The organism is Pseudomonas sp. UW4 (assembly GCF_000316175.1).
GTDB classification, from domain to species: domain Bacteria; phylum Pseudomonadota; class Gammaproteobacteria; order Pseudomonadales; family Pseudomonadaceae; genus Aquipseudomonas; species Aquipseudomonas laurylsulfatiphila.
Window position 1 is genome coordinate 885,109 of record NC_019670.1, and the last position, 26,508, is coordinate 911,616.

Genomic DNA, 26,508 nt, shown 5'->3' on the forward strand with positions numbered 1-26,508 from the left:
GGCGTTTTCAATGACGCCGAAGATCAAAGGATCGCAGCCTTCGGCAGCTCCTACAGGGGGATCGGGGTGTATGGACGGTGGTCCGTAGATCAGTTTTTAAGCTATACTCGCCGCCCTTTTTTGAATCACCTGCCAGGCGATTTCCCATGACCAAACAGGCCGCCGAAGTCGCGAAACGCCGCACTTTCGCCATTATTTCCCACCCCGATGCCGGTAAGACCACCATCACCGAGAAACTCTTGCTGATGGGCAAGGCGATCGCGGTAGCCGGTACGGTGAAATCTCGTAAATCCGACCGCCATGCCACCTCCGACTGGATGGAAATGGAAAAGCAGCGTGGTATTTCCATTACCACCTCGGTCATGCAGTTCCCGTATCGCGAGCACATGATCAACCTGCTCGACACCCCGGGCCACGAAGACTTCTCCGAAGATACCTACCGCACCCTGACGGCGGTGGACTCGGCGTTGATGGTTCTCGACGGCGGTAAAGGTGTAGAGCCACGGACCATCGCCCTGATGGACGTCTGCCGTCTGCGTGACACGCCGATCGTCAGCTTCATCAACAAACTCGACCGTGATATCCGCGACCCGATCGAACTGCTCGACGAAATCGAAGCCGTCCTCAAGATCAAGGCCGCGCCGATCACCTGGCCGATCGGTTGCTACCGTGACTTCAAAGGCGTGTATCACCTCGCCGACGACTACATCATTGTCTACACCGCCGGTCACGGCCATGAGCGCACCGAAACCAAGATCATCGAGAAGCTCGACTCCGACGAGGCGCGTGCGCACTTGGGTGACGAGTACGAACGTTTCCTCGAACAGCTTGAACTGGTGCAGGGCGCCTGCCACGAGTTCAACCAGCAGGAATTCCTCGACGGTCAGCTGACCCCGGTGTTCTTCGGTACGGCGCTGGGCAACTTCGGTGTCGACCACGTCCTCGACGCCGTCGTTGATTGGGCTCCGCGCCCGCTGGCCCGGGTGGCCAACGAGCGCACCGTGGAGCCGGTGGAAGAGAAGTTCTCGGGCTTCATCTTCAAGATCCAGGCGAACATGGACCCGAAACACCGCGACCGCATCGCCTTCATGCGTATCTGCTCCGGCAAGTACGAGAAAGGCATGAAGATGCGCCATGTGCGCACCGGCAAGGACGTGCGGATCGGCGACGCGCTGACCTTCTTCTCCTCCGAGCGTGAGCAACTGGAAGAGGCGTTTGCCGGCGACATCATCGGCCTGCACAACCACGGCACCATTCAGATCGGCGACACCTTCAGCGAAGGCGAAGTCCTGGGCTTCACCGGCATCCCGCACTTCGCCCCGGAACTGTTCCGCCGCGTGCGCCTGAAGGATCCGCTCAAATCCAAGCAACTGCGCCAGGGCTTGCAGCAGTTGGCCGAAGAAGGCGCAACCCAGGTGTTCTTCCCGGAACGCAGTAACGACATCATCCTCGGCGCCGTCGGTGTGCTGCAATTCGATGTGGTCGCCAGCCGTTTGAAAGAGGAATACAAGGTCGAGTGCTCCTACGAGCCGATCACTGTTTATTCCGCGCGCTGGATCGAATGCAGCGACAAGAAGAAGCTTGAGGAATTCTCCAACAAGGCTGTGGAAAACCTGGCACTGGACGGCGGCGGTCACCTGACCTACCTCGCGCCTACGCGGGTCAACCTGGCACTGATGGAAGAGCGCTGGCCGGACGTGAAATTCCGCGCGACCCGCGAGCATCATTAAGCGCTGAATGGCGACACCCGAAAGCCCGCTGTGAAAACAGCGGGCTTTTTTTGTGGATTGATTTTGCGCTGGAGGCGATTGCGTAGGTCTTTTCCTTCTCATTTGTAGCCTGCCTCTGGTTTTTCCCTATGGGGAGATTTGCCCGCGACAAGTCAGTCGTTGGCGTTTAGTGTTCAAGACACATTTCGCAAACAGCGGCCATCTTGATGATCAAGGGAATGACGCATCGGCTGAGGCTGGACGGCTATTTCGGCGTGATGGCCTGGGTGCTCGCGGCGCTGCTGTTCATCAATCGATTGAGCAGCATGGTCAAGTTGTTCATGGCGCTGTACCTGCGTCAGGAGCTGGGGCTGGCTATTGAAACCGTTGGCTGGCTGCTGTCGGCCTATGGCGCTGGATTGCTGATCGGCTCGATGCTCGGTGGTTTGCTCAGTGATCATGTGCGCACGGCACGGCTCACCGCGGCGCTGTTCTTTGTGTCGATCTGGGTTCTGATCCTGCTCGGGCTGGTCACGCAGGTGCCGTTGCTGGCCGGGTTGCTGTTGCTCAGTGGGGCCGTCGACGGGGCGATCCGTACGCTGCATCAGCGGTTGATCATGGAGTATTGCGAGGTTGCGCAGCGTTCCCGGGCACAGGCCTTGAGCCGGGTCGCCCGGAACCTCGGAATGGCCGTTGCCGGGGTGGCGGGCGGCGTTTTGGCGCAGACCGATTTTCGCTGGGTGTTCTTCGCCAGCGCAGCCATGACCCTGTTGGCCTTGCTCTGGTTTGTCCGCACGACATGGCGCCGACCGGTGCTGGTGCCTGATGAGAAACCTGACACCGGCTCAGGCTCATGCGTGCCGTATCGCGACAAACCCTTTCTCTGGTTATTGGCGACGACGGTCTTGCTCGGGATGGCATTCGACACTGTCTACAGCACGCTGGGTAACTACCTGCGTGATTACTATCGCCTGAGCACCGAAGCTATCGGCTGGCAGTTCGCATTGAATGCCGTATTGGTGGTGTCGTTACAGATTCCGTTGACCCATTGGGGCGAACGCTGGGGTACGCGTCGCCAACTGATGGCGGGCAGTCTGTTGCTGGCCTGTGGGCTCGGTATGTTGCCGTTGGGTTCCGGGCTGTTCTATGCCTGCCTGTCGACGGTGGTCTGGACATTGGGCGAGGCGCTGTTCATGCCGCCGCTGAATGCACTGGTCATGCAGCATGCGCAACGTGGAAAAAGCGGACAGTACTTTGGCGTGTTTTTTATGAGCTGGAGTGCGAGCGCGCTGTTGTCGCCGATGCTTGGCGGTCAGTTGTACGGCCACTTTGGCGGGCACAGTGTGTGGCTGGTCAGTGCGGCACTGGCGCTGCTGTCCATACCCATGATTTATCAGGCTACCCGCCCTCGCGCTCCAGACAAGCTTGAGGGGCAGCCCCGCCGGACTGTTTCGCTTAGTTGATCCGGCTATTGGGTATATTTGAAACCGGTCTTTCTACTGAGCGCATTTCTGCTCGCTCGTCAGCGTCCAATCTGGAGAACCCGGCTGATCGGAACTAGATTTCACTCAGCGCCAGACAGGCACTCCACGAAAGGAAGGAATCGGCTATGAACAGGTTGTTTCGCGTTTTTCTGCTGTTGAAGGTGTTGGTGATGCTATCGCTCGGGACGTCGACGGCGTGGGCCGAGTGCATCGATCACGGGGAGCAGGCTTCGAGCGGGCAAGCGGGATACGCGGGGTTGATGCTCGCCAAATCCGAATCGGAACCGGGAGATCTGGGGCAGGGTGGTGCTGACAACGACGATGACTCGACCACCGACGAGCCGGACTCCGATGAAGAAGAAGGCGACAGCCAGACGTAATCGCTCGATGGCGAGCATGACTGATAGGCAATAGAGGTAGAAGGGGGTTCTGTTACAACTCCAACCCTGTGGGAGCGGGCTTGCTCGCGAAGGTGTCATGCCAGTCAGTATCAATGTCGACTGACAGACCGCTTTCGCGAGCAAGCCCGCTCCCACTGTTTTTATGCCGCGCCGTCGAGAACGGGATCAGGCCTGGAGCCCGTAGACTACCGGGCCGCGATTCCCTGCTTCGATGAAAGCCTCGCCGCCAACGATAATGCGAGCACCGCTCTGGACCTTCACATCCCACGGCAATCCTCCAGAAGGACCAAAAGAAACCCACCCGGACCCAGTCCCGCCGAAGTGGGTGTCATAGTCTCCAGTGGGCAGCAACCTGCCAGCGATAATATGGAGTGCCCGGTTGTAACCGACCACGACCATCTTGCCATCCGGTTGCGGGGCCAGGGATCGCCAGAATGTTCCAGGACCGGCGTTGGTGAATACAGGAAGTCCGCCATTCCACTCCTTATCGGGGTGACCGTCTGCGGTAAATCTCATCGCCATGCCCATGCTCTCCTGGATACCGCCGGCGCATACCAGCTTGCCATCAGCCTGTGCGATGAGTTGACTCATTTTGAGTGAGCCATCCGTTGTTGCCAGGAAGGCAAAACCATCGACACCAAATTGTTTATCGATGTGCCCCTGCAGGTCGTAACGTGCAAGAACGAGCTGACCGGACACAGTGGTTCCGCCAACAACGATTTTTCCCTCTTGAATCACTACGCTGCAAAGCCGGATGAAGTCGCCCGCGGTTTCGATCTCGACAAAACCGTTATTGCCGAAACCGATATCGAGTTCGCCATTATTGTGCAGGCGAGCCAGCAGTGACCCTTCGGACTCACTGATGAAATAGCTGAACGCCACAAGTATTTTTCCATCCCCCTGCAGGCAACCGTCGATCAATGCCACTTGGGAATAATCATGCTGTGCTACAGGAATGACGACACTGCCGAAGTCCAGGTCAGGGCTACCGTTGGCATGAAAGCGCCTCAGTGCTGCCCGCCCAATACCGTCGGGTTCCCGGGTATCACCGATCACCAGGATCTTGCGATCCTCTTGCAGTAGCAAACGCGACGGACTTGCCTTTTTACCGCTGACAAACTGCCACTCACCTGTGTTCCCGTCATTGCCAAACGCCTTGTCCTTGATGCCGTCAGAATCGGTGCGATACACAGTGAAACTTTCCCCCTGCCGAGTGGCGTAGGTCAGTTCACCTTCAGCCGATAACACAACGGCCCTGACCGAGCCCGCCAGAAAGTCAGGCCTGATCTGTCCAGACACACCAAATTCCGGGTCCAGTTGACCCGCGTCCAGCAGAATTACGTCTATTGCTTGAGTGCCCATGAGGCTTCACCTGTCCTTATAGTTTTTGAATGACTCACCGACAGGATTCAAACAAAACGGCTGAGCGTTCGAAGCTCTCAGGACTGACAGGTGTGCTTCTGCAAAACAGCGACGCTCAATCACCACTCGACAGGCAAAAGAAAACCCCTCCTGTATCGATTGATGCGCAATCGAATGAGAAGGGGTTTGGTTGACGCTTCAAGAATTTGAGCAACTTAACCCCTGTGGGAGCGAGCCTGCTCGCGAAAGCGATCTGTCAGTCGACATTGATGTTGACTGGAGTGTCGCCTTCGTCGGAACGCCGCCCGGAGCAAGCTCGCGCCTACAGTTTTACGCCGCGCCGTCGAGGAATTGCTCGGCGTAGTGGCAAGCCACCTGGCGGTTGTCGAGCAGGCGCAGGGCCGGCTCTTCAGTGCTGCAACGCTCGGTGGCGTAAGGGCAGCGCTTGTGGAAGGCGCAGCCTGGCGGCGGGTTCAGCGGGTTGGGCAACTCGCCGACGATCTTGATTTTCGGCTTGTCCGGATCCGGGTGGATGGCTGGCGTCGCCGACAACAGTGCCTGGGTGTAGGGGTGCAGGGGACGGGAGTAGATGTCCTCCTTCGTGCCCATTTCCACCGGGCGACCCAGGTACATCACCATCACATGGTCGGCCACGTGGCGAACCACCGCCAGGTTGTGGGAGATGAACACGTAGGCGGTGTTGAACTCTTGCTGCAGATCCATGAACAGGTTGAGCACCTGTGCCTGAATCGACACGTCCAGCGCCGAGGTCGGTTCGTCTGCCACCAGCACTTTGGGTTGCAGCATCATCGCGCGAGCCAGGGCGATCCGCTGGCGCTGACCGCCGGAAAACATGTGCGGATAACGCTGGTAGTGCTCGGGACGCAAGCCCACCTGCTTCATCATCGCCTGGACTTTCTCACGACGTTCCGCTGCGCTCAGGTTGGTGTTGATCAACAGTGGCTCGGCCAACTGATCACCGACCTTCTGCCGTGGGTTCAACGAGGCGTACGGGCTCTGGAACACCATCTGCACGTCTTTGCGCAGTTGCTTGCGCTGGGCCTTGTCGGCACCGGCGACTTCCTGGCCGGCGATTTTCAAGGAGCCCGAGGACGGCTCTTCGATCAGGGTCAGGGCACGGGCCAGGGTGGATTTGCCGCAACCGGATTCACCGACGACAGCGAGGGTCTTGCCGGCTTCCAGTTCGAACGACACGCCGTTGAGGGCGCGCACGGTGGCGTGGCCCTTGAACAGGCCTCGGGACACCTCGTAGTGACGGGTCAGGTCGCGGGCGGTAAGAACGACGGCCATTACGCCACCTCCTGGTTCAGCGGGTAGAAGCAGCGAGCGAGGCTGTTGCTTTTCTGGTCAAGGGCCGGACGTTGTTGACGGCAGTTGTCTTTCACGTACGGGCAGCGTGGCGACAGCAGGCAACCCTGCGGACGGTCGTAGCGACCGGGAACGATGCCCGGCAGGGTCGACAGGCGCGAGGCCCCCAGGCTGTGTTCCGGAATCGCCTTGAGCAGCGCTTCGCTGTACGGGTGGGCCGGAATGTCGAACAGTTGCGGTACCTGACCGACTTCGACCGCCTGGCCGGCGTACATCACGCACACGCGCTGGGCGGTTTCGGCCACGACCGCGAGGTCGTGGGTGATCAGCACCAGGCCCATGTTCTGCTCTTTCTGCAACGCCAGCAGCAGGTCCATGATCTGCGCCTGAATCGTCACGTCGAGTGCTGTGGTCGGTTCGTCGGCGATCAGCAGTTTCGGTTCGCCGGCAATCGCCATGGCAATCGCGACACGCTGGCTCATGCCGCCGGACAGTTGATGCGGGTAGGCGTCCATACGGCTGGCTGCACCCGGGATTTCAACTTTTTCCAGCAGTTCGATCGCACGCTTGCGGGCCGCCTTGCCGGACATTTTCAGGTGCAGGCGCAGCACTTCTTCGATCTGGAAGCCGACGGTGTAGCTCGGGTTCAGCGCGGTCATCGGATCCTGGAAGACCATGGACAGGTCTTTGCCGACAATCTGCCGACGCTGGCGATTGTTCAGTTTGAGCATGTCCTTGCCGTCAAAGCTGAGCGAGTCGGCGGTAACGATGCCGGGGTGCTCGATCAGGCCCATCAGCGCCATCATGGTCACGGACTTGCCGGAACCGGACTCGCCAACGATGGCCAGCACTTCGCCCTTGTCCACTTTCAGGTCGAGGCCGTCGACCACTGGCGTGGCGTTCTTGTCGCCGAAGCGAACGTTGAGATTCTTGATTTCTAACAGTGACATGGGAATCTCCTCAGGCGGCGTTCTTGAGTTTCGGGTCCAGCGCGTCGCGCAGGCCGTCACCCATCAAGTTGATTGCCAGCACGCTGAGCAAAATGGTCAAACCAGGCAGGCTCACCACCCACCAGGCGCGTTCGATGTAGTCGCGGGCCGAAGCCAGCATGGTGCCCCACTCAGGGGTTGGCGGTTGTACGCCAAGGCCGAGGAAGCCCAGTGCGGCGGCATCGAGGATCGCCGAAGAGAAGCTCAGGGTGGCCTGAACGATCAGCGGCGCCATGCAGTTGGGCAGCACGGTGACGAACATCAGGCGCGGCAGGCCGGCACCGGCCAGGCGCGCGGCGGTCACGTAGTCGCGGTTCAGTTCGCCCATCACCGCAGCACGGGTCAGACGAACGTAGGACGGCAGAGACACCACGGCGATGGCGATCACGGTGTTGATCAGGCCAGGGCCGAGGATGGCGACGATCGCCACGGCCAGCAGCAGGGACGGCAGGGCCAGCATGATGTCCATCAGGCGCATGATGGTCGGGCCGAGCACGCGCGGGAAGAACCCGGCGAACAGACCCAGCAGAATCCCCGGGATCAGCGACATGACAACCGACGACAAGCCGATCAGCAGCGACAGGCGCGAGCCGGTAATCAGGCGCGACAGCAGGTCGCGACCCAGTTCATCGGTACCGAGCAGGAACTGCAGTTGCCCACCTTCCAGCCAGGCAGGCGGAGTCAGCAGGAAATCGCGGTACTGCTCGCTCGGATCGTGAGGGGCGACCCACGGGGCGAAGATGGCGCAGAAAATCACCAGCAGCATGAACATCAGGCCGGCGACGGCACCTTTGTTCTTGGCGAACGCTTGCCAGAATTCTTTGTACGGAGACGGGTACAGCAGGCTTTGATCGACTGCTACCGATGGAATTGGAGTGGTCATGGTCATGATCTCAGCGCTGATGACGGATGCGTGGGTTGGCAAAGCCGTAGAGGATGTCCACTACGAAGTTGACCAGAATCACCAGGCAGGCGATTAACAGGATGCCGTTCTGTACGACGGGATAGTCCCGGGCGCCAATGGCTTCGATCAGCCATTTGCCGATGCCGGGCCACGAGAAGATGGTTTCGGTCAGGACCGCGCCGGCCAGCAGGGTGCCGACTTGCAGGCCGACCACGGTCAGTACCGGAATCAGCGCGTTACGCAGACCGTGCACGAACACCACGCGCGACGGCGACAGGCCCTTGGCCTTGGCGGTGCGGATGTAGTCTTCACGCAGTACTTCCAGCATCGAGGAGCGGGTCATCCGCGCGATCACCGCCAGCGGGATGGTACCCAGCACGATGGCCGGCAGGATCAGGTGGTGCAGGGCGTCGAAGAAGGCGTCCGGCTCGTTGGCCAGCAGCGTATCGATCAGCATGAAGCCGGTGCGTGGCTCGATGTCGTAGAGCAGGTCGATCCTTCCGGACACCGGGGTCCAGCCCAGGCTCACCGAGAAGAACATGATCAGGATCAGGCCCCACCAGAAGATCGGCATCGAGTATCCCGCCAGGGAGATACCCATCACTCCATGGTCGAACAGGGACCCTCGCTTGAGTGCCGCGATCACCCCGGCCAGAAGGCCCAGGATGCCGGCGAACAACAGGGCGGCCATGGACAGCTCCAGGGTCGCGGGGAACAGGGAAGTGAATTCGTTCCAGACGCTTTCACGGGTACGCAGGGATTCTCCGAGGTCGCCGTGGGCCAGTTTGCCGATGTAATCCAGGTACTGGGCATACAGGGGTTTGTTCAGACCTAGGCGTTCCATTGCCTGAGCGTGCATTTCCGGGTCGACTCTGCGTTCGCCCATCATGACTTCCACGGGGTCGCCAGGGATCATGCGAATCAACGCGAATGTCAGCAAGGTGATGCCGAAAAACGTGGGGATCAGTAACCCCAGTCGGCGGGCAATAAAACTAAACATCGTAAGGTGTACCTCATCAGCCGGTTAGGCGTGCCCGGCATCCCTGCGTCAGGAATGCCGGGAGTTTTCTTATCTACTTCACCTGGGTGGTGGCGAAGTTGTTCGTGGTGAGGGGGCTAATGTGATAGCCCTCTACGTTGTTGCGCATCGCGGTAAACATTCTAGTGTGCGCCATGCTGATCCATGGCTGGTCCTGGTTAAAAATAACCTGGGCCTGCTCGTAGAGCGCTGCACGTTCGGCCGGATCGGTTTTTTCCCGGGCCTGGTCGATCAGCGCCTGGAATTTGTCATTGCACCAGCGCGCGTAGTTTTCTCCGTTCTTGGCCGCTTCACAACTGAGCATAGGCGTAAGGAAGTTATCCGGGTCGCCGTTATCGCCCGCCCATCCGGCGGAAACCATGTCGTGCTCGCCGTTTTTGGCGCGTTTGAGCATCTCGCCCCATTCCATCACGCGGATGTCGATCTTGATCCCGACCTTGGCCAGGTCGGCTTGCATCATCTGCGTGCCGAGCATCGGGTTCGGGTTGGTCGGACCGCCACCGTTGCGGGTGAACAGGGTGAAGGTGGTGCCTTCCGGTACGCCGGCTTCCTTGAGCAAGGCGCGCGCCTTGTCCAGGTCACGGGCCGGGTTCTTCAGGTCGTGGTTGTAGCCCAGCAGGGTGTCCGGGTACGGGTTGACCCCGGCCGTTGCATTGCCTTTGCCGAACAACGCATTGACGTACGCCTCTTTGTCGAAGGCGATGTCGATGGCTTTGCGCACCCGCACATCACTCATGTACTTGTGCGTGGTGTTCATGGCGATGTAGGAAACGGTCATCGCGTTCAGTTCGTCGACCTTCAGGTTCGAGTCTTTCTTGATGCTCGGGATGTCATCCGGTTTCGGATACAGCGCAACCTGGCACTCGTTGGCCTTGAGCTTCTGCAGGCGTACGTTGTTGTCGGTGGCGATGGCCAGGATCAGCGCATCGGCTGGTGGCTTGCCACGGAAGTAATCCGGGTTGGCCTTGAAGCGAACCTGGGCGTCCTTGTTGTAGCGCTGGAAGACGAACGGGCCGGTGCCGACTGGCTTGTTGTTCAGGTCGCCGGCCTTATTGGCCTTGAGCAACTGATCGGCGTACTCGGCGGAGTAGATCGACGAGAAGGCCATGGCGATGTCGGCCAGGAACGGCGCTTCGCGTCGGGTCAGGGTGAACTTGACCGTGTTGTCGTCGACTTTCTCGACGCTTTTGAGCAGCTCTTTGAAGCCCATGCTTTCAAAGTACGGGAAGCCCACGCTCGACAGTTTGTGCCATGGATGATTCGGGTCCAGCTGACGCTGGAAGCTCCAGACCACGTCGTCGGCATTCATGTCGCGGGTCGGCTTGAAGTATTCGGTGGTGTGGAACTTGACGCCTTTGCGCAGATGAAACGTATAGCTCAGGCCGTCTTCACTGATGTCCCAGGAGTCGGCCAGTGCCGGAATCACTTCAGTGGTGCCGGGCTTGAAGTCCGCCAGGCGATTGAAGATGGTTTCGGCCACGGCATCGGCGGTGACTGCAGTGGTGTACTGAACCATGTCGAAGCCTTCAGGGCTGGCTTCGGTGCAAACCACCAGGGGCTTGGCCGAAACGCCGACAGCGACACTGAGCAAAGCAGCCGCGATGGCCGCACGTAGGGGAAGCATTTTCATCAAGAACCCTCTGCAATCAGTTAAAGGACTAAAACCCAACGGCCGATTCGTCATTGAATCAGCCGTCAGGCCCGCGCATTACAGGATGTTGAACGGAACCGTGGTCACGAGACGGAACTCGTTGATGCTGCCGTCAGCCTGGTTTTCGCTGGCACGGTGAGCGGTGTAGGTACCGCGGATCGTGGTGGCCTTGAGTGGGCCGCTCTGCACGGCGTAGGTCGCGCCGATGCCGTATTCATAGTGGTGTTCGCCATCCTGGGACTGGATGCCGTCGTAACCCTTGCCAGGCACGCCGCCGTTGCCGGTGTAGTGAGTGCCGTCGATACCCCAGCCGCGAGCCTGGTAGATGTTGAACTTCAGGCCTGGCACGCCGTATTCGGCCATGTTCAGACCGTAGGCAACCTGGAACGATTTTTCGTTCGGGCCGTTGAAGTCCGACAGCAGGGAGTTGGCCAGGTAGATGCCGTTGGTTTCGTGCAGGTAGTCGAAGTACTCGTTGCCGTTCACTTCCTGGTACGAGAGGGTCAGGGTGTGCGCCTGGTGGGTCAGGCCGAACGACAGGGAATAGGTGTCGTTGTCGATAGTGCCGATCAGGGCCTTACCGGTGTCCTGGGTTTTGTAGTAGTTCAGGCCGGTGGTCAGGCTCAGTACCTGGCTGTCGCCCAGAACGTGGGAAGCGCCGAAGTAGTACTGGTTCCAGATGTCTTCCGCTTGGGTCGCCCAGAGGCTGGTGGTCAGGCTGGCAAATGGGGTGTAGGTCAGGCCGCCGGTGTAGACGTGATCGGTCTCGACGATGCCGTTGGCGTATTCGGTGCGGAATTTGCGCTGGCTTTCTTCGGTACGCGGTGAGTTGCGGTCGAAGGTGGCCAGGTCGAAGGCCAGGTTGTTCAGCTCTTCGCTGTGGATGGCCACACCTTCGAAACTCGAAGGCAGTGCGCGGTTACCGATCACGTCGACCATCGGGCTGCTGAAGTTCATGCGGCCGGCGGTCAGGGTGGTGTTGGAGACACGGGCCTTGACGTTGGCCAGGCCCAGTTTGCTCCACTGGCCTTGAGCGTCGCCGCCTTCTTTGGTCAGGGTCCGGTTGTTGCCTGCATTTGGACGAGTGCCCGGTGCGCCACCGTTGCCGGATGCCAGGTCTTTACGATCCTGGTCAAGTGCGATGGCGTTGTAAGCCGCCACTTCGGTGCTGAAACCGACAGTCCCTTCGGTGAAACCCGAGTTGTATTTGACGATGGTGCCCTGGACCCAGTTGATACGACGATCGGTATCGGTCAGCGTGCCGTGATCGTTGTATTTGAATTTTGCACCACGTTTCAGTTGTTCATTGGCGTACCAGTTACGCGTGGTGCCGGTGATCGACTGGCCTTCGACAAAGCCGGTGGCTTCGCTTTGGGCATTCTTCTCGTTCACGGTGACCGGGGTGAAAGCCTGGCTTTGGGTTTCTGCGTAAGCCGTGGCGGTTACGCTGCTTATGGCCAGGGCCAATAACGCGGTGCTGCTCAGTTTCATGGGTAAAGCTCCTTACTTTCTTTTTTATGCCGGTCTTTTTTTGTGATCCGGCTATTGGTTTAGAACTCATTCACGGCATCGCAAACGTTTGCTGTCAGCCAAATTGGCAAAAAATGGCAAAGCGTCTGCGTGAGGGCGGAAAATCCGCCCCCCGGCATTTCTGGCTAATCGGTTATTTTTCTATGCTGACACCCGAGAACACATTGCGGCCGAACGGGCTCACTTTGAACCCTTCGATTTTGGCGCTCAGCGGCTGGTTGACCGTTGAGTGGGCGACTGGCGTGATCGGCACCTGCTGCTTGAGGTACTGCTGCGCCTGTTTGTAGAGCAGGGTGCGCTGGTCACGGTCGGTGACGACCTTGGCCTGCTTGATCAGCTTGTCGTAGGCAGGATCACACCACATCGAGTAGTTGTTGCCGCCAATGGCGTCGCAGCTGTAGAGCGTGCCCAGCCAGTTGTCCGGATCCCCGTTGTCACCGGTCCAGCCGATCAGGCTGATGTCGTGCTCGCCATTTTTGGTGCGCTTGATGTACTCGCCCCACTCATAGCTGACGATCTTGACCTTGAGGCCGATCTTCGCCCAGTCAGCCTGGAGCATTTCGGCCATCAACTTGGCGTTGGGGTTGTACGGACGCTGGACCGGCATGGCCCAGAGGGTGATTTCAGTGCCTTCCTTGACGCCGGCAGCCTTGAGCAATTCCCTGGCTTTCTCCGGGTTGTAGGCGGCGTCCTTGATCGTGTCGTCGTAGGACCATTGGGTCGGCGGCATGGCGTTGACCGCCAGTTGCCCCGCACCCTGGTAAACGGCATTGAGAATGCCCTGCTTGTTTACCGCCATGTCCAGCGCCTGGCGCACTTCAAGTTGGTCGAACGGTTTGTGGCGCACGTTGTAGGCGATGTAGCCGAGGTTGAAGCCAGGCTTCTCGATCAGTTGCAGGGCCGGGTCGTTCTTCAGTGCGGGCACATCGGCAGGGCGTGGGTGCAGGGTGATCTGGCACTCGTCGGCCTTGAGTTTCTGCACGCGCACCGAAGCGTCGGTGTTGATGGCGAAAATCAGGTTGTCGAGCTTGACCCGGCTCGGGTCCCAGTAATGCTTGTTGCCGGTGTAACGGATGTTCGAGTCTTTCTGATAGCTCTTGAACACGAACGGCCCGGTGCCGACCGGCTTCTGGTTGATGTCGCTCGGCTTGCCTTCGGCCAACAGCTTGTCGGCGTATTCGGCCGACAGGATGGCGGCGAAGCTCATGGCGATGTTCTGGATGAACGCGGCGTCCACGCTGTTGAGCGTAAAGACCACGGTCAGTGGCCCGGTCTTTTCGACCCTGGCGATGTTCTTGTTCAGGCTCATGCCGTTGAAGTACGGAAACTCTGTCGGATAAGCCTTACGGAATGGTTGTTGCGGATCGAGCATGCGATTGAAGGTGAACAGCACGTCGTCGGCATTGAAGTCGCGGGTTGGTGTGAAGTATTTGGTGGTATGAAACTTCACCCCTTCGCGTAGGTGAAAGGTATATTTGAGGCCATCCTCAGAGATGTCCCAGCTCGTGGCCAGGCCCGGTACGACGTTGGTCGCACCTTTTTCAAACTCTGCCAGCCGGTTGTACAGCGGTTCGGCAGCGTCGTTGTCGGTCGCGGTGGTGTACTGCGCCGTGTCGAAACCGGCGGGGCTGCCCTCGGAGCAGAATACCAGGCTGTTGTTGGCGGCCTGGCTGATGGAAGTGGCGGCCAGCAGGCCGGTGCCCAGCAATGCGGATAAAACCAAGGTATGGCGCATAACGCTCCCTTTTCTCTCAAAGTGTTTTCAATGAGCCGCCATCCCGTCCGCGGACGTAGAGGCATCACTGATTTCAAGCCATGCACGCAGCAATAACCGATGACCCACGCATGCACTGGTCGGATCCCGACGGTATGAGCCACAGGTCCGGCAGTAAATGCGTAGAGTCCTAAAGACTCGTAGGAAATGGCAACGCGTCCTCACCCGATGCTGTAGTCAGCTGCGGATTTGGATGTAGGCAAATTCCTGCTTGCTCGGTAGATAAAGCAACGGCGACGTCAGAAACGTCGCCGTTGCAAAACCTTATTTGCTGACGCTGACGCCGTAGAAGGAGTTCAAGCCAAATGGGCTGATCTTGAAGTCCTGCACGTTGGCGCGCATGGGTTGGAACACCGTCGAGTGAGCGATAGGTGTCATCGGGACTGCATCTTTGAGGACGTGTTGCGCCTGCTTGTACAGTTCGGTGCGCTTGGCCTGGTCGGAAGTGCGCTTGGCCTGCTTGACGATGTCGTCGAACTTCTTGTCGCACCACTTGGAGAAGTTGTTGCCTTCCAGCGAGTCGCAGCCGAACAGCACGTTCAGCCAGTTGTCCGGATCACCATTGTCACCGCTCCAGCCAATCAGCATCGCCTGGTTCTCGCCACCTTTGGAGCGCTTGATGTACTCGCCCCACTCGTAGCTCTGGATCTTGACCTTGAGGCCGATCTTGGACCAGTCGGACTGCAGCATTTCTGCCATCAGTTTGGCGTTCGGGTTGTATGGACGCTGTACCGGCATCGCCCAGAGAACGATTTCGGTGCCATCTTTCACGCCAGCTTCCTTGAGCAGCTCTTTGGCTTTCTCAGGGTTGTACGGCGCATCCTTGATGGTGGTGTCGTAGGACCACTGGGTCGGTGGCATGGCGTTGACGGCCAGTTGGCCGGCGCCCTGGTACACGGAGTCGATGATCTGTTGCTTGTTGACCGCCATGTCCAGTGCCTGGCGAACTTTCAGCTCGGCCAGCGGGTTGGCATCGGTTTGACCCTTGACCTTGGGCATCACGTTGTAGGCGATGTAGCCCAGGTTGAAGCCGGCCTGGTCAGGCAGTTTCAGGTCCTTGTCTTCTTTCAGCGCCTTCAGGTCGGCCGGACGAGGGAACAGGGTGACCTGGCACTCGTTCTTCTTCAGCTTCTGGATACGTACCGACGGGTCGGTGGTGATGGCGAAGATCAGGTTGTCGATCTTCACGTCGTCAGGCTTCCAGTAGTCCTTGTTCCCGGTGTAGCGGATGTTGGAGTCTTTCTGGTAGCTCTTGAACACGAACGGGCCAGTGCCGACCGGCTTCTGGTTGATGTCGGCGGCCTTGCCTTCCTTGAGCAGCTGGGCAGCGTACTCGGCGGACTGAATCGAGGCGAAACTCATGGCCATGTTCTGGATGAACGCGGCATCAACGTCCTTGAGGGTGAACTTGACAGTTTTGTCGTCGACCTTATCGATCTTGGTGATGTTGGTGTCCATCCCCATGTCGGTGAAGTACGGGAATTCGGTCGGGTACGCTTTGCGGAACGGGTCATCCTTGTTAATCATGCGATTAAAGGTGAACAGCACGTCGTCGGCGTTGAACTCACGAGTCGGCTTGAAGTACGGGGTCGTGTGGAACTTCACACCTTCACGCAGGTGGAAGGTGTAGGTCAGGCCGTCATCGGAGACGTCCCAGCTGGTCGCCAGACCTGGAATGACAGCGGTGCCGCCGCGCTCGAACTGGGTGAGGCGGTTGAACATGGTTTCTGCAGAGGCGTCGAAGTCGGTTCCGGTGGTGTATTGACCTGGATCGAAACCGGCCGGGCTCCCTTCGGAGCAGAACACCAGGTTAGTCGCAGCTTGAGCGAACGGTGCACTAGCCAACAGGCTGGCGCCGACTAAAAACGGAATGACCGCTTGTTTAAGCATGGTGGCCTCATGATTTGTTGTCATTTTTGGAATTAGAGGACGACCTCGTGAGTCGTGCCTGCGGATACTTATGCAGGGGCCATACCCAATGCAAGATCCAGAGTGACTACAAGCCTTAAACGGTGGCACGAACGTACCTTAATGTCGCATTTGTATAATTCCTGACGCATTTGACCGTTTGCGCGGCGTTTTTACGGTGCAAGTGACGCACTTTTACGGTGCGCGCCCGGCTCGGGTTGCTCCCGCGTGGGGCGGGGGTGTTACTTATTCATACCCCGGATGCTGGGGTGGGCATGGCGTGAATAAGAGTGGTTATTGTTGCACCGATAGTGGCCAATCGACGGCATTTCTCGGGTGGATCTATCCAGTTATAGCTCATGCCTGATAACTGCCAAAAAAAACGGCGATCATTTTAATGATCGCCGTTTATGTCTACGGGCTATCGATTCAAGGCATCAGCACTTCAATCGAGCCATCGGCGGTCATGCTGACCTGGCTGGTGCCGGCTTCGACATCCGGTGTCACGGGGGCGGCGTCCATGGCGGCCGCTTTCATCATCATCGGCGCGCGCAGGTATGGCTGTGGATAACCGCTGCTGTTGAGGTTCAGGTTGACGATTTTGTAGCCTTTGCCGCCGAGGGCATCGGTGGCCAGTTGGGCGCGGGCCTTGAAGGCGGTCACGGCGTCCTTGAGCAGGGCGTCTTCACTGGTCTTGCGGGTCGGGGTGGCAATGGCGAAGTCCATGCCACCCATTTTCAGGTCGGTGAGCAGCTCGCCAGTCAGCTTCGACAGTGCGGCGAAGTCCGAGCTTTCCAGGCGCAATTCGGCGCGCTCGCGCCAGCCGGTGATTTTCTGGCCCTTGGTGTCGTAGATCGGGTAGCTGTTGCGACTGCCCTGGCGCAGGGTGATGTCCTTGACCTGCTTGGCCTGGGCCAACGCCTTGTTCATGGTGGTGCTGACGTCGGCGGCGAGTTTGGCCGGATCGCTGTTCTGTTCTTCGGTGTAGAGGGTCACGATCATCAGGTCGCGGGCCACTTCCTGACTGACTTCGGCGCGCAGGGAAATCTGGTTGTAATGCAGTTCGTCGGCGGCCAGGGCCGGGAGGCTGGCGACGGTGCCGAGACTCAGGGCGAGGAGGGCGGCGCTGCGGCGGAATGTGTGCATGAAGGCTCCTTGAAAGGTGCGCAGGGGTATGGTCCGGGCCTGCGTGAAACCATCAGACTCTAGCTTTTATGCTCTGGTTCGCACAGTTACAACTTCTATACAGATGCATGCGGCCCTTTGTAGGAGCGAGCTTGCTCGCGAAGGTCGTCAACGATTACGCGGCAAGTCTGGCACCCCGTGGCGCGCTCCGGTTTTTCGCGAGCAAGCTCGCTCCTACACTGTGGCCGTTTGCCGCACTTTTGCCTGTCAGCCCCCGCGCTTGGTTATACTCCCTGCGATCCGCCTGGAGCGCTCATCAGGAGAGCTCATGCTCGCCCCCGTTCAAATCACTTCCGCCACTCGCCAGAACCTCTGGCGGCTGACATTCATCCGCACATTGGTGCTGGCCGCCCAGGCCGGTTCCGTGGGCCTGGCCTACTGGCTCGAATTGTTGCCTCTGCCCTGGTTTCAACTGGCTGCGACCCTCGCCTGTTCGATGCTGTTGTGCGTGTTCACAGCGATTCGCCTGCGTACCTCGTGGCCGGTGACCGAGCTCGAATACGCCGTACAACTGGCTTGCGACCTGTTTATCCACAGCGCATTGCTGTATTTCTCCGGTGGCTCGACCAACCCCTTCGTCTCCTATTACCTGGTGCCGCTGACCATTGCCGCCGTGACGTTGCCATGGCGTTATTCGGTGATCCTCTCGGGTATCGCGTTGACGATGTACACACTGCTGCTGGCGCAGTTCTATCCGTTGCAAACCTTCCCCATCGCCCGGGAAAACCTGCAGGTATACGGGATGTGGTTGAGTTTTGCCCTCGCGGCTGCGGTCATTACGTTTTTCGCCGCGCGCATGGCCGAAGAACTGCGTCGTCAGGAAGAGCTGCGCGCCATTCGTCGCGAAGAAGGCCTGCGCGATCAGCAATTGTTGGCCGTCGCCACCCAGGCCGCTGGCGCCGCCCATGAACTGGGCACGCCGCTTGCGACCATGAGTGTGCTACTCAAGGAAATGCGTCAGGACCACCCTGACCCGATGTTGCAGGATGACCTGAGCGTGCTGCAGGATCAGGTCAAGTTGTGTAAAGAGACCTTGCAACATCTGGTGCGCGCCGCAGAGGCCAATCGCCGGTTGGCGGTGGAGATGCAGGACGTCACCGACTGGCTTGATGAAGCCCTCAATCGCTGGCACCTGATGCGTCCGGAAGCCAGTTATCGCTTCCAGCGCCTCGGTCAGGGCGCAGTACCTCGTATGGCGCCGCCGCCGGATTTGACCCAGGCGTTGCTGAATCTGCTGAACAACGCCGCCGATGCCTGCCCCGAAGGGCTGCAGGTGACGCTGGACTGGGATTGGGAAAACCTCACCATCAGCATCCGTGACCATGGCGCCGGTGTGCCGCTGGCCATCGCCGAGCAAATCGGCAAACCGTTTTTTACCACCAAGGGCAAAGGTTTCGGCCTGGGCCTGTTTTTGAGCAAGGCCAGCGTGACACGCGCCGGCGGCTCAGTGAAACTCTACAGTCATGAGGAAGGCGGCACACTCACCGAGCTGCGCCTTCCCCGTGTCGCCCGAGGAGACGAACATGAGTGAAGAGATCCAAGTCGAAGGCGAAGAACTGCCGCATTTGTTGCTGGTCGATGACGACGCCACATTCACCCGCGTCATGGCCCGCGCCATGGCCCGTCGCGGTTTTCGCGTCAGCACCGCTGGTTCCGCCGAAGAAGGCCTGGAGCTGGCCAAGGCCGATCTGCCGGATTACGCCGCCCTGGACCTGAAAATGGACGGCGATTCGGGCCTGGTGCTGCTGCCCAAGTTGCTGGAAATGGACCCGGAAATGCGCGTGGTGATCCTCACCGGTTATTCGAGCATTGCCACCGCCGTCGAAGCGATCAAGCGCGGTGCCTGCAACTACCTGTGCAAACCGGCGGACGCCGACGACGTGCTGGCGGCGCTGCTGTCCGAACACGCCGACCTCGACAGCCTGGTGCCGGAAAACCCGATGTCCGTGGACCGCCTGCAGTGGGAGCACATCCAGCGCGTGCTGACCGAGCACGAAGGCAATATCTCCGCCACTGCCCGCGCCCTGGGCATGCACCGCCGCACCCTGCAGCGCAAACTGCAGAAGCGCCCCGTTCGCCGCTGAACCTGCGCTGAACGAATGCGGGCCGTATCTCGCGACAAACCGGACCGATCATCTATGATCGGTTCGTGCGTGTTCTTTTCTTTATCGAGCCTTATCCATGAATCAGAACGCTGAGTATTCCGCGGTCAACGACGCCGTGCGCGGGCAGTTTTTTCGCAAAGTGTGGGCAATGATCACGCCTTACTGGCGCAGTGAAGAGAAGGTCAAGGCCTGGACATTGCTGATCGCGGTGATCGCTCTGTCACTGATCAGCGTGGGGATCTCGGTGTGGTTCAACACCTGGTACAAGGACTTCTACAACGCCCTGCAAAAGAAGGACGAGGCAGCGTTCTGGCAACTGATCCTGTATTTCTGTGCGATAGCTGCGGTGGCGATCGTTGGCGCGGTGTATCGGCTTTACCTGACGCAGATGCTGACGATCCGCTGGCGGGCGTGGCTCACCGAAAAGCATTTCAGCCGTTGGCTGGCGGACAAAAACTACTACCAGCTGGAGCAGGGCGGTTACACCGATAACCCGGACCAGCGGATTTCCGAAGACCTCAACAACTTCACCTCCAACACCCTTGAACTGGGTATCGGGCTGCTGCGCAATATCGTCAGCCTGGTGTCGTTCTCGATCATCCTGTGGGGCGTTTCGGGCAGTATCGAAGTGTTCGGCATCACCATTCCCGGCTACATGTTCTGGTGCGTGCTGGTCTACGCCGTGGTGGGCAGTTGGCTGACGCATTTGATCGGTCGTCGCCTGATCGGTCTGAACAACCAACAACAACGCTTCGAAGCCGACCTGCGTTTCTCCATGGTGCGGATTCGCGAGAATGCCGAAAGCATCGCGTTGTACAACGGCGAGCCGAACGAAAATCGTCGGTTGAGCAGTCGCTTCGGGATGGTCTGGCATAACTTCTGGGACATCATGAAGGTGTCCAAGCGCCTGACGTTTTTCACCGCCGGTTACAGCCAGGCAGCCATCATCTTCCCGTTCATCGTTGCCTCGCCGCGTTACCTCTCCGGCAAGATCGAACTGGGCGAACTGATGCAGATCAGCTCGGCGTTCGGCAATGTGCAGGAAAGCTTCAGCTGGTTCATCAGTGCCTACCAGAGCCTCGCTTCCTGGCGCGCCACCTGCGATCGTCTGCTGAGCTTCCACCAGGCCATGCGTGACAACGAAGAGCGTGCGCCAGCGATCGACGTGCAGAATTCGGGCTCCGTCCTGAAGGTGCACAACCTCGGCCTCGACCTGGCGGACGGTCGTCACCTGCTGACCAACGCCGACATGACTGTGGAGAAGGGCGAGCGTGTGATGCTCAGCGGTCGCTCCGGCAGCGGCAAGTCGACACTGCTGCGGGCAATGGGGCATCTGTGGCCGGCCGGCCATGGCAGTATTCGCCTGCCATCGGCGCGTTACCTGTTCCTGCCGCAAAAACCGTATCTGCCGATTGGCACCCTGTGTGATGTCCTCAGTTATCCACAGCCCGGCGATACCTATCCGAACGAGCGCTACGTGCAGGTGCTGGAAACCTGTCGTTTGCCGCACCTGATTGCCCGTCTCGACGAAGCCAACCACTGGCAGCGCATGTTGTCTCCGGGTGAGCAGCAGCGCCTGGCCTTTGCCCGTGCGCTGCTTTATGCACCGCAATGGCTGTACATGGACGAAGCGACCTCGGCGATGGACGAAGAAGACGAGGCCACGCTGTACCAGGCGCTGATCGATGAATTGCCGGGGCTGAGCATTGTCAGCGTCGGCCATCGCAGCAGCCTCAAGCGCTTCCATCCGCGGCACGTTCGTATCGAGAATGGTCATCTGGTGGACCAGGCCGTGACCGCATAAACACCCCGATTCCTTGTAGGAGCGAGCTTGCTCGCGATGGACTTGAAAGCGCCGCGTTTATTCAGAAAGCACGCGTTATCGTTAGCCTCCATCGCGAGCAAGCTCGCTCCTACATGGGGCGGTGGTGATCGTACAACCGCGTTGCGCTATGATGCGCTTTCAGCCGCCGAACTTTTCGAGACCGATGTTCACCATGGAAAACCCGATCGACACACCACGCCTCCCACGCAAGCGCCGCAGCCTCGCTCAGGAACTGGTGACGGTGCTGTCCGAGCAGATCCGCGACGGTCATCTCAAGCGTGGCGACAAGTTGCCCACCGAGTCGGCCATCATGGATGCCCATGGTGTCAGCCGCACGGTGGTGCGCGAAGCGATATCCCGTCTGCAGGCGGCCGGCCAGGTGGAAACCCGCCATGGCATCGGCACCTTCGTGCTCGACACGCCGAGCCCGAGTGGCTTTCGTATCGACCCGGCGACCGTGGTGACCTTGCGCGATGTGCTGGCGATCCTGGAACTGCGCATCAGCCTGGAAGTGGAGTCCGCCGGCCTGGCGGCGCAACGTCGCAGTCCGGAACAACTGGCCAACATGCGCGCCGCCCTCGATGCGTTGAATGAAAGCGCCGCCCACGCCAGTGACGCCGTGGCTTCGGACTTCGCCTTTCACCTCGAAATAGCGCTGTCCACAGGCAACCGTTATTTCACCGACATCATGACCCACCTGGGCACCAGCATTATCCCGCGCACACGGTTGAATTCCGCGCGCCTGGCCCATGACGACCAGCAGCACTACATGGGGCGTCTGAGCCGTGAGCACGAGGAAATCTACGACGCCATTGCCCGTCAGGATTCCGATGCGGCCCGGGCCGCCATGCGTCTGCACCTGACCAACAGTCGTGAACGATTGCGCCATGCCCATGAAGAGGCTGAGGCGCAGCGGGGCTGAGTGTACTGATCCAATCCTGTGTTGGACTGACAGATTGCCTTCGCGAGCAAGCCCGCTCCCACACTTGATCTGTGTCGTGCACAAATTGTGAGTTCGCAGAAACTCAAATGTGGGAGCGGGCTTGCTCGCGAAAGGGCCGTAAGCCATCCCACAAAACCTTCAGTCAGCCTCTGTTGTACTTATCCCTCGCCACAATCCTCCGACAACGTATCTCCTGAGCACCTGTTTTTCGAGGTGTGATCATCCCTGTCCTCTTCCGCGTAAGCCAATAAAACAAGGGTTGTACGTATTCGTGTCGAACAATTTTCACCCCCAGCGATGAAATGCAGTTGACGGTTGTATTTTAAGTTGTACGATGACCTACAACTTCGGCGCAGGCTGAACGGTTATCTCACACAACGTCGCTATCCAGGGTGTTCGAATAATGAATCCACAAGAACTGAAGTCCATCCTCTCTGCCGGTCTGCTGTCTTTCCCGGTCACCGATTTCAATGCTCAGGGCGACTTCAATCGCGCGGGTTATATCAAGCGTCTCGAATGGCTGGCCCCATACGGCGCCTCGGCGCTGTTCGCCGCGGGCGGCACCGGTGAGTTCTTCTCTCTGGCGGCCAGCGAATATTCGGAAATCATCAAGACTGCGGTCGACACTTGCGCCACCAGCGTGCCAATCCTGGCCGGCGTGGGCGGTTCGACCCGTCAGGCCATTGAATACGCACAGGAAGCCGAGCGCCTGGGTGCCAAGGGCCTGTTGCTGCTGCCGCACTACCTGACTGAAGCTAGCCAGGATGGTGTTGCAGCCCACGTTGAAGCCGTGTGCAAATCGGTCAACATCGGCGTGGTGGTCTACAACCGTAACGTCTGCCGCCTGACCGCGCCGCTGCTGGAACGCCTGGCCGAGCGCTGCCCGAACCTGATCGGCTACAAGGATGGCCTGGGTGATATCGAGTTGATGGTGTCGATCCGTCGTCGCCTCGGTGATCGCTTCAGCTACCTGGGCGGTTTGCCGACCGCCGAAGTCTACGCCGCAGCCTACAAGGCGCTGGGCGTACCGGTTTACTCCTCGGCGGTGTTCAACTTCATCCCGAAAACCGCGATGGACTTCTACCACGCGATCGCTCGCGAAGATCACGCCACCGTCGGCAAGATCATCGACGACTTCTTCCTGCCGTACCTGGACATCCGTAACCGCAAGGCCGGTTATGCCGTGAGCATCGTCAAGGCCGGGGCAAAGATTGCCGGCTACGACGCCGGTCCCGTGCGTGCGCCGCTGACCGATCTGACCGGCGAAGAGTACGAAATGCTCGCCGCGCTGATCGACAAGCAGGGCGCGCAGTAACACATCCGATTAAGTAAGGCCGCTGAGCAATCAGCGGCTTTTTGCGTGAGGAGATCTTAAAGTGGCAGATGCAAAGCGTTTCGATAACTACATCAATGGCGAGTGGGTTTCCGGCAGCGATTACTCGACCAACATCAACCCGTCCGAGCTGAGCGACGCCATTGGCGACTACGCCAAGGCTGACCTGGCCCAGGTCAACGCTGCCATCGAAGCTGCCCGTGCGGCGTTCCCGGCGTGGTCCACTTCCGGCATCCAGGCGCGCCACGATTCCCTGGATAAAGTCGGCACTGAAATCCTCGCCCGCCGCGAAGAGCTCGGCACCCTGCTGGCCCGGGAAGAGGGCAAGACCCTGCCCGAAGCCATCGGTGAAGTGACCCGCGCCGGCAACATCTTCAAGTTCTTCGCCGGTGAATGCCTGCGTCTGTCCGGCGACTATCTGCCGTCGGTGCGTCCGGGCGTCAACGTTGAAGTCACTCGCGAAGCCTTGGGTGTGGTCGGTCTGGTCACCCCGTGGAACTTCCCGATCGCGATCCCATCGTGGAAAATCGCCCCGGCGCTGGCCTACGGCAACTGTGTCGTGCTCAAGCCGGCGGACCTGGTTCCCGGTTGCGCCTGGGCCCTGGCGGAAATCATCTCCCGCGCCGGTTTCCCGGCAGGCGTGTTCAACCTGGTAATGGGCAGCGGTCGCGTAGTCGGCGAAGCGCTGGTCAACAGCCCGAAAGTCGATGGCATCAGCTTCACCGGATCGGTTGGTGTCGGTCGTCAGATCGCCGTCAACTGTGTATCGCGCCAGGCCAAGGTGCAGCTGGAAATGGGCGGCAAGAACCCGCAGATCATTCTCGACGACGCCGACCTCAAGCAAGCGGTCGAGCTGTCGGTACAGAGCGCGTTCTACTCCACCGGCCAGCGTTGCACGGCTTCGAGTCGCTTTATCGTCACTGCTGGCATCCACGACAAGTTCGTCGAAGCCATGGCCGAGCGCATGAAGTCGATCAAGGTCGGCCATGCGTTGAAGGCTGGCACCGATATCGGGCCGGTGGTCTCGCAAGCGCAACTTGAACAGGACATGAAGTACATCGACATCGGCCAGTCCGAAGGTGCACGACTGGTCAGCGGCGGTGGTCTGGTGACCTGCGACACCGAGGGCTACTTCCTCGCGCCGACCCTGTTTGCCGATAGCGAAGCGTCGATGCGCATCAGCCGCGAAGAGATCTTCGGCCCGGTGGCCAACATCGTCCGCGTCGCCGATTACGAAGCCGCGCTGGCCATGGCCAACGACACCGAGTTCGGGCTGTCGGCGGGTATTGCCACCACCTCGTTGAAGTACGCCAACCACTTCAAGCGCCACTCCCAGGCCGGGATGGTGATGGTCAACCTGCCGACCGCCGGTGTGGATTACCACGTTCCGTTCGGTGGGCGTAAAGGTTCATCCTATGGATCACGTGAGCAAGGTCGCTATGCGCAAGAGTTCTACACGGTCGTGAAAACCAGCTACATCGGTTCGTAAACGCAACACCCCTGTTGTAGGAGCGAGCTTGCTCGCGATGGTCGTGAGGTCGCGGCGGTGAACCTGATACCCCGCGTCATCGTTGACCACCATCGCGAGCAGAGCTCGCTCCCACAGGGGAAACAAAGATTCACCCGCGCATAAAAATAATCAGTGGGAGTACATCTACATGCAATCGACCAAGCCGACTCACGTCCGCTATCTGATCCTGCTCATGCTGTTTCTGGTGACCACGATCAACTACGCCGACCGGGCTACCATCGCAATCGCTGGCTCCAGCCTGCAGAAAGACCTGGGCATTGACGCCGTTACCCTCGGCTACATCTTCTCCGCATTCGGTTGGGCCTACGTGGCAGGGCAAATCCCCGGCGGCTGGTTGCTGGACCGTTTCGGTTCGAAAAAAATCTACGCATTGAGCATCTTCACCTGGTCGCTGTTCACCGTGCTGCAGGGTTATGTCGGCGAGTTCGGCATGTCCACAGCCGTGGTTGCGCTGTTCATGCTGCGCTTTCTGGTGGGCCTGGCCGAAGCGCCATCCTTCCCCGGCAACGCGCGCATCGTCGCAGCCTGGTTCCCGACTGCTGAACGCGGCACCGCTTCGGCGATCTTCAACTCGGCGCAATACTTTGCCACCGTGTTGTTCGCTCCACTGATGGGCTGGATTGTCTACGCCTTTGGCTGGCAGCATGTGTTCATCGTCATGGGCGTGATCGGCATCATCTTCTCCGGGATCTGGCTGAAGGTGATCTACAGCCCGCGCCAGCATCCGATGATCAACGATGCCGAGTTCAAGCACATCGCGGACAACGGTGGCATGGTCGACATGGACCAGGACAAAGGCAAAGGCAAAAAGGGCGACGGTCCGAAGTGGGACTACATCCGCCAACTGCTGACCAACCGCATGATGCTCGGCGTGTACCTGGGCCAGTACTGCATCAATGGCATCACTTACTTCTTCTTGACCTGGTTCCCGGTGTACCTGGTGCAGGAGCGTGGCATGACCATCCTCAAGGCTGGTTTCATCGCGTCCTTGCCGGCGATCTGCGGCTTCATCGGTGGTGTGCTCGGCGGGGTGATTTCCGATTACCTGCTGCGCAAAGGCCATTCCCTGACCTTCGCCCGCAAGGCGCCGATCATTGCGGGCCTGTTGGTTTCCAGCAGCATCGTGGCCTGCAACTACGTGGATGTTGAATGGATGGTCGTCGGCTTCATGGCCCTGGCGTTCTTCGGCAAAGGCGTTGGCGCACTGGGCTGGGCCGTGGTGTCCGATACTTCGCCCAAGCAGATCGCCGGTCTGAGCGGTGGCCTGTTCAACACCTTCGGTAACCTGGCTTCGATCACCACCCCGATCGTCATCGGCTACATCATCAGCTCCACCGGTTCGTTCAAGTGGGCGCTGGTGTTCGTCGGTTGCAACGCGCTGGTCGCGGTGTTCAGCTATCTGGTGATCGTGGGTCCGATCAAGCGTGTGGTGCTCAAAGAGCCTCCCGCGAATGGTTCTGAAGCCCCTGGCAAATTGTCTCAAGCGCATTCCTGAGGAGCGGCGTC

General features: G+C 59.4%; 20 protein-coding genes and 1 pseudogene. 11 read left to right on the top strand and 10 right to left on the bottom strand.

Going from position 1 to position 26,508, the window contains the following annotated elements:
- The first annotated feature begins 146 nt into the window (after positions 1-146).
- The 3 genes from PPUTUW4_RS03760 (at position 147) to PPUTUW4_RS03770 (ending at position 3,573) form a co-directional block, all read left to right on the top strand.
- A complete protein-coding gene (locus PPUTUW4_RS03760) occupies positions 147-1,730 on the top strand; it encodes a peptide chain release factor 3 (RefSeq protein ID WP_007973058.1) in 1,584 nt (527 codons plus the stop codon).
- Positions 1,731-1,936: 206 nt separating this feature from the next.
- Positions 1,937-3,172 carry an MFS transporter gene (locus PPUTUW4_RS03765; RefSeq protein WP_015093466.1) on the top strand — a complete coding sequence of 412 codons (1,236 nt, stop codon included), beginning with the start codon at positions 1,937-1,939 and terminating at the stop codon, positions 3,170-3,172.
- Positions 3,173-3,318: 146 nt separating this feature from the next.
- Entirely contained in the window at positions 3,319-3,573 is a 255-nt protein-coding gene (locus tag PPUTUW4_RS03770; RefSeq protein ID WP_015093467.1) for a hypothetical protein, read from the top strand.
- A 186-nt stretch (positions 3,574-3,759) separates the two neighbouring features.
- Here PPUTUW4_RS03770 and PPUTUW4_RS03775 read toward each other — a convergent pair whose 3' ends face one another.
- From PPUTUW4_RS03775 to PPUTUW4_RS03820, 10 genes are all read right to left on the bottom strand, one after another.
- Positions 3,760-4,956 (bottom strand): delta-60 repeat domain-containing protein, encoded by a 1,197-nt coding sequence (locus PPUTUW4_RS03775; RefSeq protein WP_015093468.1) that lies wholly within the window; start codon positions 4,954-4,956, stop codon positions 3,760-3,762.
- 330 nt (positions 4,957-5,286) lie between these two features.
- The gene (locus tag PPUTUW4_RS03780; RefSeq protein WP_015093469.1) at positions 5,287-6,267 is read right to left on the bottom strand and encodes a peptide ABC transporter ATP-binding protein; all 981 of its coding nucleotides are present in this window, start codon (positions 6,265-6,267) and stop codon (positions 5,287-5,289) included.
- Entirely contained in the window at positions 6,267-7,235 is a 969-nt protein-coding gene (locus PPUTUW4_RS03785) for an oligopeptide/dipeptide ABC transporter ATP-binding protein (RefSeq protein ID WP_007973051.1), read from the bottom strand. The genes PPUTUW4_RS03780 and PPUTUW4_RS03785 overlap by 1 nt, the downstream gene beginning before the upstream one ends.
- 10 nt (positions 7,236-7,245) lie before the next feature.
- Complete coding sequence (locus PPUTUW4_RS03790) at positions 7,246-8,157, bottom strand: ABC transporter permease subunit (protein WP_015093470.1); 912 nt, start codon at positions 8,155-8,157, stop codon at positions 7,246-7,248.
- A gap of 10 nt (positions 8,158-8,167) precedes the next feature.
- Positions 8,168-9,178, bottom strand: coding sequence for an ABC transporter permease subunit (locus PPUTUW4_RS03795; RefSeq protein WP_015093471.1), 1,011 nt, complete (start codon positions 9,176-9,178; stop codon positions 8,168-8,170).
- A gap of 73 nt (positions 9,179-9,251) precedes the next feature.
- Positions 9,252-10,847: an ABC transporter substrate-binding protein gene (locus tag PPUTUW4_RS03800; RefSeq protein WP_015093472.1), complete on the bottom strand. Its 1,596-nt coding sequence runs from the start codon at positions 10,845-10,847 to the stop codon at positions 9,252-9,254.
- 78 nt (positions 10,848-10,925) lie between these two features.
- Positions 10,926-12,359 carry an OprD family porin gene (locus tag PPUTUW4_RS03805; protein ID WP_015093473.1) on the bottom strand — a complete coding sequence of 478 codons (1,434 nt, stop codon included), beginning with the start codon at positions 12,357-12,359 and terminating at the stop codon, positions 10,926-10,928.
- A gap of 172 nt (positions 12,360-12,531) precedes the next feature.
- Positions 12,532-14,133 carry an ABC transporter substrate-binding protein gene (locus PPUTUW4_RS03810; RefSeq protein ID WP_015093474.1) on the bottom strand — a complete coding sequence of 534 codons (1,602 nt, stop codon included), beginning with the start codon at positions 14,131-14,133 and terminating at the stop codon, positions 12,532-12,534.
- A gap of 303 nt (positions 14,134-14,436) precedes the next feature.
- Positions 14,437-16,062 carry an ABC transporter substrate-binding protein gene (locus PPUTUW4_RS03815; RefSeq protein WP_007973045.1) on the bottom strand — a complete coding sequence of 542 codons (1,626 nt, stop codon included), beginning with the start codon at positions 16,060-16,062 and terminating at the stop codon, positions 14,437-14,439.
- Positions 16,063-16,509: 447 nt separating this feature from the next.
- Positions 16,510-17,226, bottom strand: a complete 717-nt coding sequence (locus PPUTUW4_RS03820) for an SIMPL domain-containing protein (protein WP_015093475.1) — start codon at positions 17,224-17,226, stop codon at positions 16,510-16,512.
- A gap of 107 nt (positions 17,227-17,333) precedes the next feature.
- On the opposite strand from PPUTUW4_RS03820, the pseudogene PPUTUW4_RS30110 reads away from it, so the two are divergent.
- The 8 genes and pseudogenes from PPUTUW4_RS30110 to PPUTUW4_RS03855 all read left to right on the top strand — a co-directional run.
- Positions 17,334-17,447 (top strand): annotated as a pseudogene (locus tag PPUTUW4_RS30110) (outer membrane lipoprotein carrier protein LolA); the annotation flags it as partial.
- 86 nt (positions 17,448-17,533) lie between these two features.
- Positions 17,534-18,796 (top strand): ATP-binding protein, encoded by a 1,263-nt coding sequence (locus PPUTUW4_RS03825; RefSeq protein ID WP_015093476.1) that lies wholly within the window; start codon positions 17,534-17,536, stop codon positions 18,794-18,796.
- The gene (locus tag PPUTUW4_RS03830; RefSeq protein ID WP_007973041.1) at positions 18,789-19,349 is read left to right on the top strand and encodes a response regulator transcription factor; all 561 of its coding nucleotides are present in this window, start codon (positions 18,789-18,791) and stop codon (positions 19,347-19,349) included. Before PPUTUW4_RS03825 ends, PPUTUW4_RS03830 begins: the two co-directional genes overlap by 8 nt.
- Before the next feature lie 97 nt (positions 19,350-19,446).
- Positions 19,447-21,174, top strand: coding sequence for an ABC transporter ATP-binding protein/permease (locus PPUTUW4_RS03835; RefSeq protein WP_015093477.1), 1,728 nt, complete (start codon positions 19,447-19,449; stop codon positions 21,172-21,174).
- Positions 21,175-21,367: 193 nt separating this feature from the next.
- Positions 21,368-22,117: a FadR/GntR family transcriptional regulator gene (locus tag PPUTUW4_RS03840; protein WP_015093478.1), complete on the top strand. Its 750-nt coding sequence runs from the start codon at positions 21,368-21,370 to the stop codon at positions 22,115-22,117.
- 424 nt (positions 22,118-22,541) lie between these two features.
- Positions 22,542-23,453, top strand: a complete 912-nt coding sequence (kdgD, locus tag PPUTUW4_RS03845) for a 5-dehydro-4-deoxyglucarate dehydratase (RefSeq protein WP_007981458.1) — start codon at positions 22,542-22,544, stop codon at positions 23,451-23,453.
- Positions 23,454-23,514: 61 nt separating this feature from the next.
- Positions 23,515-24,960 carry an aldehyde dehydrogenase family protein gene (locus PPUTUW4_RS03850; RefSeq protein ID WP_015093479.1) on the top strand — a complete coding sequence of 482 codons (1,446 nt, stop codon included), beginning with the start codon at positions 23,515-23,517 and terminating at the stop codon, positions 24,958-24,960.
- 169 nt (positions 24,961-25,129) lie between these two features.
- Positions 25,130-26,497: an MFS transporter gene (locus PPUTUW4_RS03855; protein ID WP_015093480.1), complete on the top strand. Its 1,368-nt coding sequence runs from the start codon at positions 25,130-25,132 to the stop codon at positions 26,495-26,497.
- Positions 26,498-26,508: the final 11 nt, after the last annotated feature.

Bases quoted from the DNA above. Each gene is read 5' to 3' on its own strand.
- PPUTUW4_RS03760 (WP_007973058.1), top strand. From the start codon at position 147: ATGACCAAACAGGCCGCCGAAGTCGCGAAACGCCGCACTTTCGCCATT.
- PPUTUW4_RS03765 (WP_015093466.1), top strand. From the start codon at position 1,937: ATGATCAAGGGAATGACGCATCGGCTGAGGCTGGACGGCTATTTCGGC.
- PPUTUW4_RS03770 (WP_015093467.1), top strand. From the start codon at position 3,319: ATGAACAGGTTGTTTCGCGTTTTTCTGCTGTTGAAGGTGTTGGTGATG.
- PPUTUW4_RS03775 (WP_015093468.1), bottom strand. From the start codon at position 4,956: ATGGGCACTCAAGCAATAGACGTAATTCTGCTGGACGCGGGTCAACTG.
- PPUTUW4_RS03780 (WP_015093469.1), bottom strand. From the start codon at position 6,267: ATGGCCGTCGTTCTTACCGCCCGCGACCTGACCCGTCACTACGAGGTG.
- PPUTUW4_RS03785 (WP_007973051.1), bottom strand. From the start codon at position 7,235: ATGTCACTGTTAGAAATCAAGAATCTCAACGTTCGCTTCGGCGACAAG.
- PPUTUW4_RS03790 (WP_015093470.1), bottom strand. From the start codon at position 8,157: ATGACCACTCCAATTCCATCGGTAGCAGTCGATCAAAGCCTGCTGTAC.
- PPUTUW4_RS03795 (WP_015093471.1), bottom strand. From the start codon at position 9,178: ATGTTTAGTTTTATTGCCCGCCGACTGGGGTTACTGATCCCCACGTTT.
- PPUTUW4_RS03800 (WP_015093472.1), bottom strand. From the start codon at position 10,847: ATGAAAATGCTTCCCCTACGTGCGGCCATCGCGGCTGCTTTGCTCAGT.
- PPUTUW4_RS03805 (WP_015093473.1), bottom strand. From the start codon at position 12,359: ATGAAACTGAGCAGCACCGCGTTATTGGCCCTGGCCATAAGCAGCGTA.
- PPUTUW4_RS03810 (WP_015093474.1), bottom strand. From the start codon at position 14,133: ATGCGCCATACCTTGGTTTTATCCGCATTGCTGGGCACCGGCCTGCTG.
- PPUTUW4_RS03815 (WP_007973045.1), bottom strand. From the start codon at position 16,062: ATGCTTAAACAAGCGGTCATTCCGTTTTTAGTCGGCGCCAGCCTGTTG.
- PPUTUW4_RS03820 (WP_015093475.1), bottom strand. From the start codon at position 17,226: ATGCACACATTCCGCCGCAGCGCCGCCCTCCTCGCCCTGAGTCTCGGC.
- PPUTUW4_RS03825 (WP_015093476.1), top strand. From the start codon at position 17,534: ATGCTCGCCCCCGTTCAAATCACTTCCGCCACTCGCCAGAACCTCTGG.
- PPUTUW4_RS03830 (WP_007973041.1), top strand. From the start codon at position 18,789: ATGAGTGAAGAGATCCAAGTCGAAGGCGAAGAACTGCCGCATTTGTTG.
- PPUTUW4_RS03835 (WP_015093477.1), top strand. From the start codon at position 19,447: ATGAATCAGAACGCTGAGTATTCCGCGGTCAACGACGCCGTGCGCGGG.
- PPUTUW4_RS03840 (WP_015093478.1), top strand. From the start codon at position 21,368: ATGGAAAACCCGATCGACACACCACGCCTCCCACGCAAGCGCCGCAGC.
- kdgD (WP_007981458.1), top strand. From the start codon at position 22,542: ATGAATCCACAAGAACTGAAGTCCATCCTCTCTGCCGGTCTGCTGTCT.
- PPUTUW4_RS03855 (WP_015093480.1), top strand. From the start codon at position 25,130: ATGCAATCGACCAAGCCGACTCACGTCCGCTATCTGATCCTGCTCATG.